The 16,661-nt window shown below is 41.4% G+C and carries 19 protein-coding genes; 18 read left to right on the top strand and 1 reads right to left on the bottom strand.

Annotation, left to right across the window (positions count from 1 at the left end):
* The first annotated feature begins 27 nt into the window (after window positions 1-27).
* The 3 genes from recA (at window position 28) to D8849_RS04985 (ending at window position 3,480) form a co-directional block, all read left to right on the top strand.
* A complete protein-coding gene (recA, locus tag D8849_RS04975; RefSeq protein WP_125386373.1) occupies window positions 28-1,182 on the top strand; it encodes a recombinase RecA in 1,155 nt (384 codons plus the stop codon).
* A gap of 114 nt (window positions 1,183-1,296) precedes the next feature.
* On the top strand, window positions 1,297-2,667 hold the full coding sequence (locus D8849_RS04980; RefSeq protein WP_125386374.1) for an MATE family efflux transporter: 1,371 nt from the start codon (window positions 1,297-1,299) through the stop codon (window positions 2,665-2,667).
* A 96-nt stretch (window positions 2,668-2,763) separates the two neighbouring features.
* A complete protein-coding gene (locus D8849_RS04985) occupies window positions 2,764-3,480 on the top strand; it encodes a YebC/PmpR family DNA-binding transcriptional regulator (protein WP_125386375.1) in 717 nt (238 codons plus the stop codon).
* A 55-nt stretch (window positions 3,481-3,535) separates the two neighbouring features.
* Here D8849_RS04985 and D8849_RS04990 read toward each other — a convergent pair whose 3' ends face one another.
* A complete protein-coding gene (locus tag D8849_RS04990) occupies window positions 3,536-4,177 on the bottom strand; it encodes a CD20-like domain-containing protein (protein ID WP_125386376.1) in 642 nt (213 codons plus the stop codon).
* Between the two features lie 213 nt (window positions 4,178-4,390).
* On the opposite strand from D8849_RS04990, the gene D8849_RS04995 reads away from it, so the two are divergent.
* The 15 genes from D8849_RS04995 (at window position 4,391) to D8849_RS05065 (ending at window position 16,508) form a co-directional block, all read left to right on the top strand.
* Entirely contained in the window at window positions 4,391-4,861 is a 471-nt protein-coding gene (locus D8849_RS04995; RefSeq protein WP_125386377.1) for a MarR family winged helix-turn-helix transcriptional regulator, read from the top strand.
* The gene (locus D8849_RS05000; RefSeq protein ID WP_125386378.1) at window positions 4,836-6,605 is read left to right on the top strand and encodes an ABC transporter ATP-binding protein; all 1,770 of its coding nucleotides are present in this window, start codon (window positions 4,836-4,838) and stop codon (window positions 6,603-6,605) included. The genes D8849_RS04995 and D8849_RS05000 overlap by 26 nt, the downstream gene beginning before the upstream one ends.
* Window positions 6,595-8,355 (top strand): ABC transporter ATP-binding protein, encoded by a 1,761-nt coding sequence (locus D8849_RS05005; protein WP_125386379.1) that lies wholly within the window; start codon window positions 6,595-6,597, stop codon window positions 8,353-8,355. Before D8849_RS05000 ends, D8849_RS05005 begins: the two co-directional genes overlap by 11 nt.
* A gap of 95 nt (window positions 8,356-8,450) precedes the next feature.
* On the top strand, window positions 8,451-8,954 hold the full coding sequence (locus D8849_RS05010; RefSeq protein ID WP_185756211.1) for a phosphatase PAP2 family protein: 504 nt from the start codon (window positions 8,451-8,453) through the stop codon (window positions 8,952-8,954).
* A gap of 113 nt (window positions 8,955-9,067) precedes the next feature.
* Window positions 9,068-9,514 (top strand): LytTR family DNA-binding domain-containing protein, encoded by a 447-nt coding sequence (locus D8849_RS05015; protein ID WP_125386381.1) that lies wholly within the window; start codon window positions 9,068-9,070, stop codon window positions 9,512-9,514.
* Window positions 9,515-9,518: 4 nt separating this feature from the next.
* The gene (locus tag D8849_RS05020; RefSeq protein ID WP_033682352.1) at window positions 9,519-10,193 is read left to right on the top strand and encodes a LiaF transmembrane domain-containing protein; all 675 of its coding nucleotides are present in this window, start codon (window positions 9,519-9,521) and stop codon (window positions 10,191-10,193) included.
* A gap of 105 nt (window positions 10,194-10,298) precedes the next feature.
* Window positions 10,299-10,487: a 50S ribosomal protein L28 gene (gene rpmB / locus D8849_RS05025; protein WP_001140948.1), complete on the top strand. Its 189-nt coding sequence runs from the start codon at window positions 10,299-10,301 to the stop codon at window positions 10,485-10,487.
* A 155-nt stretch (window positions 10,488-10,642) separates the two neighbouring features.
* Window positions 10,643-11,008, top strand: a complete 366-nt coding sequence (locus tag D8849_RS05030; protein WP_000216437.1) for an Asp23/Gls24 family envelope stress response protein — start codon at window positions 10,643-10,645, stop codon at window positions 11,006-11,008.
* Window positions 11,009-11,010: 2 nt separating this feature from the next.
* On the top strand, window positions 11,011-12,678 hold the full coding sequence (locus D8849_RS05035; RefSeq protein WP_000036655.1) for a DAK2 domain-containing protein: 1,668 nt from the start codon (window positions 11,011-11,013) through the stop codon (window positions 12,676-12,678).
* 140 nt (window positions 12,679-12,818) lie between these two features.
* Complete coding sequence (locus D8849_RS05040) at window positions 12,819-13,010, top strand: hypothetical protein (RefSeq protein ID WP_000681201.1); 192 nt, start codon at window positions 12,819-12,821, stop codon at window positions 13,008-13,010.
* Complete coding sequence (locus tag D8849_RS05045; protein WP_125386382.1) at window positions 13,007-13,201, top strand: hypothetical protein; 195 nt, start codon at window positions 13,007-13,009, stop codon at window positions 13,199-13,201. The genes D8849_RS05040 and D8849_RS05045 overlap by 4 nt, the downstream gene beginning before the upstream one ends.
* Window positions 13,188-14,072 (top strand): ABC transporter ATP-binding protein, encoded by an 885-nt coding sequence (locus tag D8849_RS05050; RefSeq protein WP_125386383.1) that lies wholly within the window; start codon window positions 13,188-13,190, stop codon window positions 14,070-14,072. Before D8849_RS05045 ends, D8849_RS05050 begins: the two co-directional genes overlap by 14 nt.
* Before the next feature lies 1 nt (window position 14,073).
* Window positions 14,074-14,811 (top strand): ABC transporter permease, encoded by a 738-nt coding sequence (locus tag D8849_RS05055; RefSeq protein WP_125386384.1) that lies wholly within the window; start codon window positions 14,074-14,076, stop codon window positions 14,809-14,811.
* Window positions 14,811-15,908, top strand: a complete 1,098-nt coding sequence (locus D8849_RS05060) for a sensor histidine kinase (protein WP_125386385.1) — start codon at window positions 14,811-14,813, stop codon at window positions 15,906-15,908. The genes D8849_RS05055 and D8849_RS05060 overlap by 1 nt, the downstream gene beginning before the upstream one ends.
* Window positions 15,909-16,508, top strand: coding sequence for a response regulator transcription factor (locus D8849_RS05065; protein ID WP_004262068.1), 600 nt, complete (start codon window positions 15,909-15,911; stop codon window positions 16,506-16,508).
* Window positions 16,509-16,661 lie beyond the last annotated feature (153 nt).

Here is a 16,661-nt window from a genome sequence, read left to right on the forward strand (position 1 = left end):
AGGACCATTAGAATGTAGGAGAATAGAATGGCGAAAAAACCAAAAAAATTAGATGAAATTTCAAAAAAATTCGGGGCAGAACGTGAAAAAGCCTTGAATGATGCTCTTAAATTGATTGAGAAAGACTTTGGTAAAGGTTCAATCATGCGTTTGGGTGAACGTGCAGAGCAAAAAGTGCAAGTGATGAGCTCAGGTTCCTTGGCTCTTGATATTGCCCTTGGTTCAGGTGGTTATCCTAAGGGACGTATCATTGAAATCTATGGGCCAGAGTCATCTGGTAAGACAACGGTTGCCCTTCATGCAGTTGCGCAAGCGCAAAAAGAAGGTGGGATTGCAGCCTTTATCGATGCGGAGCATGCCCTTGATCCAGCTTATGCTGCGGCTCTTGGGGTCAATATTGACGAATTGCTCTTGTCACAACCAGACTCAGGAGAGCAAGGTCTTGAGATTGCAGGAAAATTGATTGACTCAGGAGCCGTGGATCTTGTCGTAGTCGACTCAGTTGCTGCCCTTGTACCTCGTGCGGAAATTGATGGAGATATCGGAGATAGCCACGTTGGTTTGCAGGCTCGTATGATGAGCCAGGCTATGCGTAAACTTGGTGCTTCTATCAATAAAACCAAAACAATTGCCATCTTTATCAACCAATTACGTGAAAAAGTTGGGGTCATGTTTGGAAATCCAGAAACAACTCCTGGTGGACGTGCTCTGAAATTCTACGCATCAGTCCGTTTGGATGTTCGTGGAAGCACACAAATCAAAGGAACTGGTGATCAAAAAGACACCAATGTCGGTAAAGAAACTAAGATCAAGGTCGTGAAAAACAAGGTGGCTCCACCATTTAAGGAAGCCTTCGTTGAAATCATGTACGGAGAAGGGATTTCTAAGACTGGTGAACTTTTGAAGATCGCAAGCGATTTGGATATCATCAAAAAAGCAGGAGCTTGGTACTCTTACAAGGATGAGAAAATCGGGCAAGGTTCTGAAAATGCTAAGAAATACTTGGCAGATAACCCAGAAGTCTTTGATGAGATTGACCATCAAGTCCGTGTTCAATTTGGTTTGATTGATGGAGAAGAAACTGCTGAAGACAAAAAAGATGAAGCAGTTCAAGAAGACTCTGTGAATGAAGAAGTTACACTTGACCTAGGCGATGAACTTGAAATCGAAATTGAAGAATAAGCTGTCAAAGTAGTGGAGAAATCCACTGCTTTTTCGATTCTTTGTGCAAGATTTCAGATTGCCTATAGTTTGCTGTTTCTTGTCGCTCCTATAGAAAGCTGATATAATAGCTTTATGAATAAAAAACGAACAGTGGACCTGATACATGGTCCGATTCTTCCCTCGCTCTTAAGTTTCGCCTTCCCAATCTTGCTATCAAATATTTTTCAACAGCTCTATAATACTGCTGATGTCTTGATTGTTGGACGATTTCTTGGTCAAGAATCCTTGGCAGCGGTAGGGGCGACGACAGCGATTTTTGACCTGATTGTAGGTTTTACTCTTGGTGTTGGCAATGGCATGGGAATTGTCATTGCCCGTTATTATGGGGCTCGGAATTTCACTAAAATCAAGGAAGCAGTAGCAGCCACCTGGATTTTAGGTGCTCTTTTGAGTATTGTGGTCATGCTAATGGGCTTTCTTGGTTTGTATCCTCTCTTGCAATACCTAGATACTCCTGCAGAAATCCTTCCTCAATCTTATCAATATATTTCTATGATTGTGACCTGTGTCGGTGTCAGCTTTGCCTATAATCTTTTTGCAGGTTTGTTGCGGTCTATTGGAGACAGTCTAGCCGCCCTTGGATTTTTGATTTTTTCTGCCTTGGTTAATGTGGTTCTGGATCTCTATTTTATTACGCAATTGCATCTTGGAGTTCAATCTGCGGGACTTGCTACCATCATTTCGCAGGGCTTATCAGCGGTTCTTTGCTTTTACTATATCCGCAAGAGCGTTCCAGAACTGCTCCCGCAACTCAAGCATTTCAAATGGGATAAGGCCTTGTACGCGGATCTCTTGGAGCAAGGTTTGGCTATGGGCTTGATGAGTTCAATTGTGTCCATCGGCAGTGTGATTTTACAGTCTTCTGTTAATACCTTTGGTGCAGTGATTATTAGTGCCCAGACGGCGGCTCGACGCATTATGGCCTTCGCCCTTCTTCCTATGACCGCTATTTCCGCTTCGATGACGACCTTTGCTTCTCAGAATTTAGGTGCTAAGCGCCCAGACCGCATTGTTCAAGGTCTTCGAATCGGCAGTCGTTTAAGTATATCCTGGGCAGTTTTTGTTTGTATCTTCCTCTTTTTTGCCAGTCCAGCATTGGTTTCCTTCTTGGCTAGTTCGACAGATGATTACTTGATAGAAAATGGAAGTCTCTATCTGCAAATCAGTTCAGCCTTCTATCCCATTTTGAGTCTCTTGTTGATTTATCGCAATTGCTTGCAGGGATTGGGGCAAAAGGTCCTTCCTCTAGTTTCTAGTTTTATTGAACTAATCGGAAAAATCGCTTTTGTAGTCTTGATTATCCCTTGGGCAGGCTATAAGGGAGTTATCCTTTGCGAACCCCTAATCTGGGTTGCCATGACTATCCAACTGTATTTCTCACTGTTTCGTCACCCCTTGATAAAAGAAGGCAAGGCCATCTTGGCAACCAAAGTGCTATCCTAGCTTGATTTACTGAATAAAATCTATTTCCTCTAGTGAAAATCGAAAAAACTTGTGTTATAATAAGAAAGATTAAAATGTGAAAAAAGGAGATTCCTAATGGGACGTAAATGGGCCAATATTGTAGCCAAGAAAACGGCTAAAGATGGAGCTAACTCTAAAGTATATGCAAAATTTGGTGTAGAAATCTATGTAGCAGCTAAAAAAGGTGATCCAGATCCAGAATCAAACTCAGCCTTGAAATTCGTTATCGACCGTGCTAAACAAGCTCAAGTGCCAAAACACGTTATCGATAAAGCTTTGGACAAGGCTAAAGGAAACACAGACGAAACCTTTACAGAAGGACGTTACGAAGGTTTTGGACCAAATGGTTCTATGCTAATCGTTGATACTTTGACTTCAAATGTCAACCGTACAGCGGCTAATGTCCGTGCAGCTTTTGGTAAAAACGGCGGAAACATGGGTGCTTCAGGTTCGGTTTCATACCTCTTTGACAACAAGGGAGTTATCGTATTTGCAGGTGAAGATGCCGATGCAGTCTTTGAGCAATTGCTAGAAGCAGATGTGGATGTGGATGATGTAGAAGCAGAAGAAGGAACAATCACAGTTTACACAGCTCCAACTGACCTTCATAAGGCTATCGTTGCCCTTCGTGAGTCAGGTATCGAAGAATTCCAAGTTACTGAATTGGAAATGATTCCTCAGTCAGAAGTGGAATTGTCAGGCGATGATTTTGAAACCTTTGAAAAACTTTACAGCGTTCTTGAAGACGACGAAGACGTACAAAAGATCTACACAAACGTAGATGGATTCTAATAGAAAAACGAACAGTTTTACTAGCTGTTCGTTTTTTTGATATTTGAACTTAGACTCAGGTTTCAGAATCGTTTTGTTGCTTGCTTTTTTCTAGACCTAGACCGATTGCATGTTTTTGGACGAGCAAGAGCTCTCCATTGTCCTGTTTTGCAAAAGTTAAGGTAACAGTCTTAGTCTTGTCTCCAATAGAGATATAGGTGATTTTTTTCGTATTGTAACCCCCAAGAGTGAAGTCAAACTCGGAATCTGGCTTTCCGTGTTTGTTGATAATATCCTCGTAGTTGGTACCACCTTTTCCTTTGTTGTCAAGGTCACCTTCGATTAAGGCGTCGAACTGTTCTTGGGTCCAGGCGAAGGTATCGTCTGTCAAGCCGCTTTTTTCTTCGCGTTCCATTGAGGCACTCGTATCCATGTAGGAACGGTTAAACTCCTTGGCATACTCTTTGTAGACATCAGCGTATAGTACCTGACTCGTAAAGAAAAGTACAACAGAGGCAACTGCCAGCGATGTTCCGATAATAGCCATTGTTTTCCGTTTTTTGAGGTTGACGATAAGGCCGATAATCCCCAAGATAAATGCGACGATGCCGATGAACAACGATGGATAGTTAATAAACGGGATCCAGGATCCTAAAAGTGCGATGGCTCCAAAAATGGTTGCTAAGATTCCTAAAACACTTTGTTCTTCTGGTTTCATTTGAAAGTTTTCTCTCCTCATTAAGTGAATGGATTTCTACCCACAGTAGTGAGTATTTATTATATAAAAGATATTACCTAATGTCAATTTAAACTAAAATAGTTCTCTTGGAAACTTTTTCTTGACATCTTTTCTGAAAATGATAAAATAGTTCTCATGAAAACTTATTTAGTTCCTAGGAGAACTAAATGCAATGGTTAGAAAGGAGTAAGTATGGATAAGCCGATGTTAGTCTTTAAGCGTTTTGGTCATCAGATTCACCTGATGGTGCAAAAGGAAGCCAAACGTTGTGGTATTGAATTTATGGGTGGGCCTCAAGGGCAGGTTCTGCGTTTTTTAGATCATTGTGAACAAAAAGAGGAACTGGTCTTGATTAAAGATATCGAGCAGGAACTCAATATTACCAAGTCTGTTGCTAGTAATTTGGTCAAGCGTATGGTGCAAAATGGTTTGGTGGAATTGGAGGTGAGTCCTAGCGATAAGCGGGCAAAATTTGTTCGTTTGACGGACAAAGCACGTTCTCAGATGCAGCAGGTTAAGGCTTTTTTTGAACGCATAGACAAGCAGTTGATGGAAGACATTGATGAAGATGAATTACTGATTTTTGAGAAAGTCCTTGCTCAACTACAGGAAAATATCAAGGGTATAGGAGGAGAGAATGAAGAAATTAGCCAAACGAATTAGTAGAAAAGAATGGGGGATGATTTTACTAGCCATTCTCTTTACTTGCTTTTCGGTCTATCTAGAGTTGGAAGTGCCGACCTATATCTCGAAAATTACGGATTTGCTAGGTAGTCAAGGAACTAATTTAGATGAGTTGTGGCAGCCGGCAAGCATGATGGTGGGAATGTCCTTTCTTGCCTTCTTGTCCGTAGTTGCAGTTAGTTTTTTTGCATCCCGAGTGGCGGCTTCTTATACTAGTAGGCTGAGAAGTGATATTTTTAACCGAGTTTTGGATTACTCGCAGACAGAGATTAAGAAATTCTCTATTCCTAGCCTCTTGACGCGTACTACCAATGACATTACTCAAGTTCAAATGTTGATTACCATGGGTTTGCAAGTGGTTACGCGTGGTCCAATTATGGCTATCTGGGCTATCGGGAAGATTTTAGGTCATTCAGAATACTGGCTCTGGGCCGTACTTGTGGCAGTGATTGTCAACGTCCTGATGACGACTGTTTTGATGACGCTAGCCTTTCCAAAACAGTCCTTGATTCAGGGGCTGACTGATAAACTGAACAGTATCACTCGTGAGAGTTTAACAGGTATTCGTGTCGTTCGCGCCTACAATGCTGAAGAATACCAAAATGAAAAATTTGCAGCAGCAAATGATGAATTGACATGCTTGAATTTGTTTGTCAACCGTCTTATGGCTATTTTGAACCCTATCATGATGGGGATTTCAAGTGGTTTGAGTGTGGCGATTTACTGGATTGGGGCCTATGTGATTAACGACGCTACTCCGACAGCACGTCTGCCTCTCTTTAGCGACATGATTGTTTTCATGTCTTATGCCATGCAGGTTGTCATGGGCTTCCTTCTCATGGGAGCACTCTTCATCGTTCTTCCCCGAACTATGGTCTCTGCTAAGCGGATTAATCAAGTTTTAGATTTGCATTCTTCTATCCAAAACCCTGCTCAAGTGCAGCTGGCTGATGAAAACCTCAAAGGTCAGGTCGAGTTTAAGGATGTGACCTTCCGCTATGCGGCAAATTCGGAGCCAGTTATCGAGCATGTTAGCTTTAGAGCAGACGCTGGTCAAACAGTGGCCTTTATTGGGTCAACGGGTTCAGGTAAATCAACTCTGGTCAATCTGATTCCACGTTTCTACGATGTGTCAGAAGGAGAAATTCTGGTGGACGGTGTCAATGTTCAAGACTATGCCTTAGAAGATTTGCGCAATAAGGTTGGTTATATTCCTCAGAAAGCGGTTCTCTTTTCAGGTGATGTCAAGGGCAATCTAGAATTTGGACAGAGTCAAGAAACACCACTTAGTGAGCAGGCTATGTGGCAGGCTTTGGAGTTAGCCCAGTCTAAGAACTTTATCGAAGACAAGGAAGCGGGCTTAGCGTCAGAAGTGGCCCAAGGAGGAACCAACTTCTCAGGTGGTCAAAGACAGCGTCTGGCCATTGCGCGTGCCTTAGCTAGGAAGCCAGAAATCCTCATCTTTGATGACTCCTTCTCAGCCTTGGACTACAAGACAGATCGAGTTCTTCGCCAAGAGTTAGCAGAGAAAACCAAGTCTATGACCAAGCTTATCGTCGCACAGCGTATTTCAACGATTATGGACGCAGATTTGATTTTGGTCTTGGATCAAGGGAAAGTCGTGGGACAAGGTACCCACAAGGAACTTCTAGCTAATAACGAAGTTTACCAAGAAATTGCCTATTCACAACTATCGAAGGAGGAATTGGAACATGGAAAATAAGAAAATGTCTCTTTGGAAACAGAGTAAACCCTATCTTGCAGGCCTCCAGTTTGCCCTTCTAATCGCCTTTCTAGCAACAATCGTATCCAATATCATTACTGTATATGGTCCAACCCGCATCAAGGAAATGACTAATATTATTGCCAGTGGTCTGGAAACAAGTGTGGATGTCGCGGCGGTTGCAGCTATTGGTGGTTTTTTGGCCGTGATTTATGTGATCGGACTTCTATCAAATTATTTACAGGCCTTTCTGTTTACAACAGCCATTCAACGTTTTTCAGAGCGTTTGAGAAGAGCTATTGCAGAGAAAATCAATAGCCTACCATTGGGATATTTTGATGGACACTATCAGGGGGATACTTTGTCTCGTGTAACCAATGACGTTGACACTGCAGCCCAGTCTCTCAATCAAAGTCTGGCAACGGTTCTTTCATCTAGTTTGCTGGTCTTAGCAGTCTTGGTAACCATGTTTGGGATGAACTGGATTTTAGCCTTGGTGACGGTTGTGTCAACTCTTATTGGTTTTGCTTTCGTGTCTGTCTTTATGGGCAAATCACAGGGTTTCTTTAAGAGTCAGCAACAAGACCTAGCAGCTGTCAACGGCTATGTGGAGGAAATGTACTCTGGCCATAATGTGGTGACCAGTTACAATGCCATCGAGAGTACGAAAGAAGAGTTTGCGAAATTAAACAATCGTCTGTATGATAGTATCTGGAAATCTCAATTTATTTCAGGGATTATGATGCCGATTATGATGTTCATTGGGAACTTTAGCTATGCCTTGGTGATTATTGTTGGTGCAGCCTTGGCCTTAAATGGGCACATCAGTATCGGGATTATCGTTGCATTTATGGCCTATGTTCGTATCTTTTCTCAGCCTCTTTCACAAATTGCCCAAGGGATTACTAGTCTTCAGCAGGCTAGTGCAGCCATGGGACGCGTCTTCGAATTCCTAGCTGAAGAGGAAATGGAAGACGAATCCCATAAAGAAAGACAATTGAGCGATATGAAAGGTCAAGTAGTCTTTGATCGAGTCTCCTTTGGTTATACACCTGATCGGACTATCATCCACGATTTTTCTGCGACGGCTCATGCAGGTCAAAAGATTGCCATTGTCGGACCGACTGGAGCTGGTAAGACAACTATTGTCAATCTTTTGATGAAGTTCTATGAGATTGATAAGGGAAGTATCCGCATCGATGGTGTGGATACCAAGGATATGAAGCGTTCGGAAGTACACGATGCCTTTTCAATGGTCTTGCAGGATACTTGGCTCTTTGAAGGAACCATTCGAGACAATCTTATCTATAACCAAGAGGGCATTAGTGATGAGCGTGTGATTGAAGCCAGCAAGGCTGTGGGGGTTCACCACTTTATCATGACCCTACCAGATGGTTACGATACAGTCTTGGATGATACAGTGACCTTGTCTGTCGGGCAAAAACAACTCTTGACCATTGCTCGTGCTTTGCTGAAAGATGCACCACTCCTAATCCTAGATGAGGCGACTTCTTCTGTTGATACCCGTACAGAGGAATTGATTCAGAAAGCTATGGATCGTTTGATGGAGGGCAGAACTTCCTTTGTCATCGCCCACCGCTTGTCAACCATCCGTAATGCTGATCTTATTCTGGTCATGAAAGATGGAAATATCATCGAGCAAGGAAATCATGATGCGCTAATGTCACAAGCTGGTTTCTACGCTGACCTCTACAACAGTCAATTTACAGAAGACGAAGCAGAAGAATAAACCCAAAGAAGGCTTGACGGCCTTCTTTTTCTGCACTATACTAGAAGACAAGTGCTTCCCTATAAGCAAAATTTGAGTAAGTGATGAGAAAATATATGAAAAATTATCAAGAATGGTATGAGCATGTTGCTGCTAATATTAAAAATAAGCCCTTTCTTCTGAGCTTGTTAAGAACTTTCAATCGGTTTATGACAGTAGTTATGCCTATGATTTATCTAACATTGTTAGCAATTACCTATCTCCAACAAGGACTTGGAAAACAAGTCTTGGTCTATGTGTTTATTCCTGCGTCAGGCTTTGTGATTTTGTCCTTTCTTCGTAAGAAAATCAATGTCCCTAGGCCTTATGAGGAATGGGATATTAAACCCTTGCTTGACAGAGATAGTCCTGGTCAGTCAATGCCCAGTCGTCATGTCTTTTCAGCAACCATTATCTCCATGGCTTGCTTACATGCTAGTCTAACTATGGGGATGATTTGTTTGACCTTATCAGCCTTCCTAGGTCTAGTGAGAGTCTTGGGTGGAGTGCATTATCCTAGGGATGTAGTGGTTGGCTATATTTGTGCTCTTGTGTGGGGTGTGCTTTTCTTTCTATTTTGACCTGTAAGTTAAGGGGGTCCTACGACCACTTACGGGTCTAAAGTAACCACTTGCTTTTTTGCTCTTGTTTTCTTATTTTGGCTTTGATATAGTAGAGTCAGAAAGGAGATGGAATGAAGTTACGAATCGAAATTGACAGCAATTTAGAGGAAACTGAAATTGTCATCAAGGCAGCGGCTTTGACAGATGAGATTGCGGATTTACAGCGACTCTTGCAAGAGTCCAAGTCTCCTAGGTTGATTTTTTACAAGGGTACGGGTGAATATTATCTGGACTTATCGGAAATTCTCTTCTTTGAGACAGAAGGTAGCAAGATTTACGCCCACACCCAGAAAGAAGCCTACGAGGTTCGGCTTAAACTCTATGAGTTAGAGGCTATTCTTCCTCGCTATTTTAGTCGGGTATCCAAGTCGACTATTGCAAATATCCGTCAGGTTTACTCGGTTGACAAGTCCTTTTCAGGGACAGGAACTATTTCCTTTTATCAGACCCACAAGGAGGTTCACGTGTCGCGGCACTATCAATCCCTCCTAAAAGAAAATCTAAGAAACATGAGGTAAGAAGATGAAAAAGAAAGCATTTGGTATTGTGTTGCTAGTATTGGCGGCTTTAATATTATTACAAGGAAATTTTGGAATCCCTTCTCTGGGAGGGCACATTTGGCCTTTGATTGGTATTGGATTTTTTGCCTACCAATCAGTTGAGGCTTTGCTTCGTCGTCATCTGACTTCAGCAGTTTTTACAGCTCTAGTAGCCTTAATGATTGCAAATCATTTTTATAACATTTTGCCTATCCCAAATCAGTCTCTATTTTGGGCTAGTATCTTAGCAGTGCTAGGTGTTGGCTATCTCACTCACTCAAGTAAGTTTTGGAACGGGAAAAAATGGTGGTATGATGGGGAAAAGACCATTCTAACAGATAAGGAAGTTGCTTTTGGAAGTGGGACTTTCTATAAACAAGATCAAGATCTTGTAGAAGACCAAGTAGAAGTTGCTTTTGGAAATGCAAAAATCTACTATGACAATGCAGAGATGTTAGGTGATTTTGCAACTTTAAATATCGAAGTGGCTTTCGGGAATGCAACCGTCTATGTTCCACAACACTGGCGTGTCGATTTGAAAGTAGAAACATCCTTTGGTGCAGCCAAGGCAGACGCTCCTGTAGCGCCAACAAGCAAAACCTTGATTATTCGCGGGGAAGTGGCTTTTGGTAAACTTGGTGTTGTCTACGTCAAATAAAAAAATCTTCCAATTCCCTTGCAAAAATAAAGAAAGTGTGATAACATAGTACGGTATGTGGTGCTAGCACATCCGCTATATTAGATCTAATAGGAGGAAAACACAATGGCTAAAGTATGTTACTTTACAGGTCGTAAGACTGTATCAGGAAACAACCGTTCACACGCGATGAACCAAACAAAACGTGCCGTAAAACCAAACCTTCAAAAAGTTACTGTTCTTATCGATGGTAAACCTAAAAAAGTTTGGGCTTCAGCTCGTGCTTTGAAATCAGGTAAAGTTGAACGCGTTTAATAATAAAAGTAAGGAGACCTTAGGGTCTTTTTTCTTTTACTGTAGATATAAAATCATTTGAAAAATAGAGTAAATATCCGCTGATACAGTATTCTGCTTTTACACTTGGGCTGAAATATGATAAAATAGAGTATCAACTAGTTGAGGTAAAAAGGATGACTGTAAAAATTAATACAAAAGATGGTCAAATCGAACTAACAGATGAAGTGATTGCAACCGTCGTAGGTGGAGCAGCAACTGAGATTTTTGGTGTGGTCGGTATGGCTAGTAAAAATGCCCTCAAAGATAATTTCCAAGCCCTTCTAGGTAAGGAAAATTATTCCAAAGGTGTCGTCGTAAAGGCGGCCGAAGATGGCAGTATTGCAGTTGATGTATATACCGTGTTGAGCTACGGAACAAAGATTAGCGAAGTGTCAAAAAACATTCAAGAGCGTGTTCGTTTTAGCTTGGAAAACCAGCTTGGAATTACTGCTCAGACTGTAAATGTCTACATTCAAAATATCAAAGTTGTAGGAGAATAACCGTGTCAAAAATTACTACTAGCTTATTTCAAGAAATGGTGCAGGCTGCATCAACTCGCTTGAATAAGCAAGCTGAATATGTCAATTCATTAAACGTCTTTCCAGTTCCAGATGGAGATACTGGAACAAATATGGGAATGACCATTGAAAATGGTGCTAAAGAAGTTGCAGACAAGCCAGCTTCTACAGTTGGCGAGGTAGCGAGCATTCTTGCCAAAGGTCTTTTGATGGGTGCGCGTGGAAACTCAGGTGTTATTACGTCTCAGCTTTTCCGTGGATTTTCACAAGCCATCAAGGATAAAGACGAGTTAACAGGTCAAGACTTGGCCCTTGCATTCCAATCAGGTGTAGAAGTTGCCTATAAGGCAGTGATGAAACCAGTCGAAGGAACGATTTTGACAGTTTCTCGTGGAGCTGCTATCGGTGCTAAGAAAAAAGCTGAGCAAACAGATGACGCTGTTGAAGTCATGCGCGCAGCCTTGGAAGGTGCTAAAACAGCTCTAGCTAAAACACCAGACATGCTTCCAGTATTGAAAGAAGTTGGCGTTGTGGATTCAGGTGGTCAAGGACTGGTCTTCATCTATGAAGGTTTCCTTTCAGCCCTTACTGGTGAATATATTGCATCTGAGGACTTTGTAGCGACTCCGGCCAACATGAGTGAAATGATCAATGCTGAACATCATAAGTCTGTAGCTGGTCACGTAGCGACTGAGGACATCACCTTTGGTTACTGTACTGAAATCATGGTAGCTCTTAAGCAAGGTCCAACCTATGCCAAAGATTTTGACTACGACGAATTCCGTAACTACTTGAATGAACTCGGGGATTCTCTCCTTGTTGTCAATGATGATGAAATTGTCAAAGTCCATGTCCATACAGAAGATCCAGGACTTGTTATGCAAGAAGGTCTCAAATATGGTAGCTTGGTCAAGGTAAAAGTTGACAATATGCGTAACCAACACGAAGCACAGGTTGAGAAAGAAGCTGCTCAAGTTAGCAAACCAGCTGAAGAAAAAGAGTATGCTTTGATTGCTGTAGTGGCTGGTAAAGGTCTAGCAGATATCTTCCGTTCTCAAGGTGTGGATTATGTTATCGAAGGCGGTCAAACTATGAACCCTTCAACAGAAGACTTTATCAAGGCTGTTGAACAGGTCAACGCTCGTAACATCATCTTCCTACCAAACAACAAGAATATTTTCATGGCAGCTCAATCTGCAGCAGAAGTTTTGGAGCAACCAGCAGTAGTGGTAGAGGCTCGTACTTTGCCACAAGGTTTGACAAGTCTTCTTGCCTTTGATCCAAGCAAGTCTATCGAAGAAAACCAAGAGCGTATGACTGCAGCCCTTAGCGATGTCGTTAGCGGAAGCGTCACAACAGCTGTGCGTGATACGACAATCGATGGTTTAGAAATCCATGAAAACGATAATCTTGGTATGGTGGATGGAAAAATCCTCGTGTCAAACCCTGATATGCACCAAACCTTGACTGAAACCTTGAAACATATGTTGGATGAAGATAGTGAAATCGTAACCTTCTATGTCGGTGAAGACGGAAGCGAAGAACTTGCCAATGAAATTGCCCAAGAAATCGCAGAAGAATTCGAAGATGTTGAAGTCGAGATTCACCAAGGTCAACAACCAGTTTACCCATACCTATTTAGTGTGGAATAAAAATTTAATAGATAAAAAAGAAAGTTGATTTTGTAACTTTCTTTTTTTTATGACATTTGTCATATCTCCTCATGACAGAAGCTTCTAGTGATTCTACCTTCAAAGAATTATACTATATGTATCAAGTGGAGGAAGAAAAAATGAAACATAAAGTAATTGTCGCAATGAGTTTAGTAGCAGCAGGAGTCATGACTTATCTCATGTTCTCAGGATTGGATGAAGGTTTCTATCATTTTCCTTGGGAGCTATTTGCAGGATTTGGAATGATGTCCTGGCTTATACGAGAAGGTTTGAAATTAGTCTCAGATGTGAAAAAGGAGTTTGAAAAATGAAAAAAGCGTTTCTCTATCTTTTTATTGGGCTATCACTAGTGGCATGGTTGGTAGAAATGTTTACAGGTTGGTTTGATCAAGCCTTTCTTCACCAAGTTATTCGCGGCGCCTGGGGATTAGGATTTATGATTTTTATCGCCTTTCCTATAGGGATGGAATGGCTGAAAGGAGAATATCATGAACATGATTAAGGTACAAGGCTTGCATAAAAGCATCAAGGGTAAAGCTATTTTGAAGGATATTTCCTTTGAGGTAGCTGAAGGTGAATGCGTCGCCTTGATTGGGCCAAATGGTGCTGGAAAGACAACACTCTTGGACTGTTTGCTCGGAGATAAATTGGTCTCCAGCGGTCAAGTATCCATCCAAGGCTTGCCAGTGACGAGCTCTAGGTTAGACTACACAAGATCCTACCTCCCTCAAGAAAATGTCATCGTTCAGAAATTAAAGGTAAAAGAGTTGATTGTTTTCTTTCAACGTATCTATCCAAATCCCTTGAGCGAGCAGGAAATTGATCAACTATTGCAGTTTGACCAGCAACAAAAAGAACAATTTGCAGAAAAATTGTCAGGTGGGCAGAAGCGTCTTTTCTCTTTTATCTTGACCTTAATTGGGCGACCAAAGCTTGTCTTTTTAGATGAGCCTACATCGGCTATGGATACCTCAACTCGTCAACGTTTTTGGGAGATTGTCGATCAGTTAAAGAAAAATGGTGTGACCATTGTCTATTCTTCTCACTATATCGAAGAGGTGGAGCATACGGCTGATCGAATCTTGGTGCTACACAAGGGTGAATTGATTCGTGATACAACGCCTCTAGCTATGCGTAGTGAGGAGATTGAAAAGCACTTTATCCTTCCTCTAGCATATAAGGAAGTTGTCGAACAGTCAAACTTGGTTGAAAACTGGTCACAAAAACAGGATGCTCTACAAGTAGTCACACGCGAAGCAGATGCTTTCTGGGAACTATTAGTCCGAGCAGGATGTAGGATTCAAGAAATTGAAGTCAATAATCGTAGCTTACTGGATACAATCTTTGAAGAAACACAAAAGGGAGATGACTAAGATGAAACAATGGATCGCACTAAACAAGATAGAATTTCTATTGACCAAACGACAATTAGTCTATTATCTGTTATCCGTAGGGATACCGACAGCCTTCTATTTATTCTTTTCAGGTATGTACCAGGACACACCAGATGGACCGGCTAATTTTATGCGCGACTACCTCATCTCCATGACGGCTTTTTCCATGATGTCGACAGCTATCTTTTCATTCCCAGTTGTTTTACATACCGACAAGATCAACAACTGGCAGAAAATATTACATCATAGCCCTGTAAATATGGTAGAATATTATCTATCAAAGATAACAAGTATGTTGGTTGATTATTTGGTCTCAATCCTGGTTGTTTTCTCAGTTGGGCACTTGGTCAGAGGTGTGGATATGCCTCTAGGAAGCTGGATTGGGGCTGCGTTCTTGCTGATAGTAGGAAGTGTTGCCTTTGTAGCGCTTGGATTGACCTTGACACTCTTGCCTTCTAGTCAGCTGATGTCTGTCGTGGGCAATCTTCTTTATCTAGGATTGGCTGTTTTAGGCGGACTCTGGATGCCCATCTCTTTATTTCCAGACTGGATGCAAGCAATCGGGAAGTGCCTACCAACTTATCAGTTGATGGAGTTGCTCAAGACCTTCTTAAACGAGGGTGGCATCAATTTATCAGCCACAGTTTATCTACTTGTTTTTTCAGCAGTTTTGTTTGGTTTGACCATTTACCTTCAAGGTCATAAGGAGAATTCTTAATGCTTGAAAGACTGAAAAGCATACACTATATGTTTTGGGCCAGTTTAATTTTTATGATTTTCCCCATCCTACCTGTAGTGACTGGGTGGCTTTCTGTCTGGCATTTATTGATTGATATTCTATTTGTAGTGGCATATTTGGGTGTTTTAACAACTAAGAGCCAGCGTCTATCTTGGCTATATTGGGGTCTCATGCTGACTTATGTAGTTGGGAATACTGCCTTTGTTGCTGTTAATTATATCTGGTTCTTCTTTTTCCTTTCTAACCTCTTAAGTTATCATTTTGGCGTACGTAGTTTAAAGTCTTTACATGTCTGGACTTTTCTTCTTGCTCAAGTCCTTGTTGTGGGCCAACTGTTGATTTTTCAGAGAATCGAAGTTGAGTTTCTATTCTATCTACTTGTAATTCTTGCTTTTATCGATTTAATGACTTTTGGCTTGGTTCGGATTCGTATTGTGGAGGATTTGAAAGAAGCTCAGGCTAAGCAAAATGCGCAGATAAATCTATTGCTTGCTGAAAATGAACGCAGTCGTATCGGTCAAGATTTGCATGATAGTCTGGGGCATACCTTTGCTATGATTAGTGTTAAAACTGATCTAGCCTTGCAGTTATTTCAAATACAGGCTTATTCACAGGTGGAAAAGGAATTAAGAGAAATACAGCAAATTAGCAAAGAATCAATGCGTGAAGTGCGAACCATTGTGGAAAATCTTAAGTCTAGAACTTTGACATCCGAACTAGAGACTGTGAAAAAGATGTTAGAAATTGCTGGAATTGAGGTGGAAATAGCTAATCAACTAGATACAGCTAGCTTAACTCAGGAATTGGAGTCAACGGCTTCCATGATTTTGCTTGAATTAGTGACCAATATCATCAAACATGCCCAAGCGTCTAAAGTCTACTTAAAATTAGAACGGACAGAGAAAGAACTCATTCTAACAGTGAGAGATGATGGCTGTGGCTTTGCTTCTATAAAGGGGGATGACCTCCATACAGTTCGAGATCGTGTTCTTCCATTTTCGGGAGAAGTAAAGGTAATTAGTTGGAAAGAACCGACAGAAGTGCAGGTTCGACTACCCTATAAGGAGAGAAAGTAGATGAAAGTATTAGTCGCAGAAGATCAAAGTATGTTACGAGATGCAATGTGCCAGTTGCTCACGCTTCAACCGGATGTAGAGTCTGTCTTTCAAGCCAAGAATGGGCAAGAAGCAATCCAATTATTTGAAAAGGAGTCTATAGATATCGCCATCCTTGACGTAGAAATGCCTGTTAAGACAGGTCTTGAAGTCTTGGAGTGGATACGAGCAGAAAAGCTTGAAACAAAGGTGGTTGTGGTGACGACCTTCAAGCGTCCTGGGTATTTTGAACGTGCGGTCAAGGCTGGAGTAGATGCTTATGTATTAAAAGAAAGAAACATTGCAGACCTCATGCAAACCTTGCACACTGTCCTCGAAGGGCGCAAGGAGTATTCGCCTGAATTGATGGAAGTGGTGATGACGCATCCCAATCCATTAACAGAACAAGAAATCGCAGTTTTAAAGGGAATTGCTCAGGGCTTCTCTAACCAAGAAATTGCAGACAAACTTTATCTATCCAACGGAACAGTCCGAAACTATGTCACCAATATTCTTTCGAAACTAGATGCAGGTAATCGAACAGAGGCAGCTAATATCGCGAAAGAATCTGGTTGGTTGTGATGATATAATATTTTTTTGAACATTATTTGTTAAAATTGATGGGATTGAATGGAACAATACTAACTTTAGGAGGGTGGGATTCCTCCTTTTTCTTTTTTGGGGGAGCACTACAAAAGAGCTAAAATTAACAATAAAAAAGAAAAATATCTTGAC

The sequence above is a fragment of the Streptococcus mitis genome, assembly GCF_003942765.1.
GTDB lineage: Bacteria > Bacillota > Bacilli > Lactobacillales > Streptococcaceae > Streptococcus > Streptococcus mitis_BE.

Excerpts from the sequence above, each read along its gene's own strand:
- recA (WP_125386373.1), top strand. The coding sequence starts at position 28 with ATGGCGAAAAAACCAAAAAAATTAGATGAAATTTCAAAAAAATTCGGG.
- D8849_RS04980 (WP_125386374.1), top strand. The coding sequence starts at position 1,297 with ATGAATAAAAAACGAACAGTGGACCTGATACATGGTCCGATTCTTCCC.
- D8849_RS04985 (WP_125386375.1), top strand. The coding sequence starts at position 2,764 with ATGGGACGTAAATGGGCCAATATTGTAGCCAAGAAAACGGCTAAAGAT.
- D8849_RS04990 (WP_125386376.1), bottom strand. The coding sequence starts at position 4,177 with ATGAAACCAGAAGAACAAAGTGTTTTAGGAATCTTAGCAACCATTTTT.
- D8849_RS04995 (WP_125386377.1), top strand. The coding sequence starts at position 4,391 with ATGGATAAGCCGATGTTAGTCTTTAAGCGTTTTGGTCATCAGATTCAC.
- D8849_RS05000 (WP_125386378.1), top strand. The coding sequence starts at position 4,836 with ATGAAGAAATTAGCCAAACGAATTAGTAGAAAAGAATGGGGGATGATT.
- D8849_RS05005 (WP_125386379.1), top strand. The coding sequence starts at position 6,595 with ATGGAAAATAAGAAAATGTCTCTTTGGAAACAGAGTAAACCCTATCTT.
- D8849_RS05010 (WP_185756211.1), top strand. The coding sequence starts at position 8,451 with ATGAAAAATTATCAAGAATGGTATGAGCATGTTGCTGCTAATATTAAA.
- D8849_RS05015 (WP_125386381.1), top strand. The coding sequence starts at position 9,068 with ATGAAGTTACGAATCGAAATTGACAGCAATTTAGAGGAAACTGAAATT.
- D8849_RS05020 (WP_033682352.1), top strand. The coding sequence starts at position 9,519 with ATGAAAAAGAAAGCATTTGGTATTGTGTTGCTAGTATTGGCGGCTTTA.
- rpmB (WP_001140948.1), top strand. The coding sequence starts at position 10,299 with ATGGCTAAAGTATGTTACTTTACAGGTCGTAAGACTGTATCAGGAAAC.
- D8849_RS05030 (WP_000216437.1), top strand. The coding sequence starts at position 10,643 with ATGACTGTAAAAATTAATACAAAAGATGGTCAAATCGAACTAACAGAT.
- D8849_RS05040 (WP_000681201.1), top strand. The coding sequence starts at position 12,819 with ATGAAACATAAAGTAATTGTCGCAATGAGTTTAGTAGCAGCAGGAGTC.
- D8849_RS05045 (WP_125386382.1), top strand. The coding sequence starts at position 13,007 with ATGAAAAAAGCGTTTCTCTATCTTTTTATTGGGCTATCACTAGTGGCA.
- D8849_RS05050 (WP_125386383.1), top strand. The coding sequence starts at position 13,188 with ATGAACATGATTAAGGTACAAGGCTTGCATAAAAGCATCAAGGGTAAA.
- D8849_RS05055 (WP_125386384.1), top strand. The coding sequence starts at position 14,074 with ATGAAACAATGGATCGCACTAAACAAGATAGAATTTCTATTGACCAAA.
- D8849_RS05060 (WP_125386385.1), top strand. The coding sequence starts at position 14,811 with ATGCTTGAAAGACTGAAAAGCATACACTATATGTTTTGGGCCAGTTTA.
- D8849_RS05065 (WP_004262068.1), top strand. The coding sequence starts at position 15,909 with ATGAAAGTATTAGTCGCAGAAGATCAAAGTATGTTACGAGATGCAATG.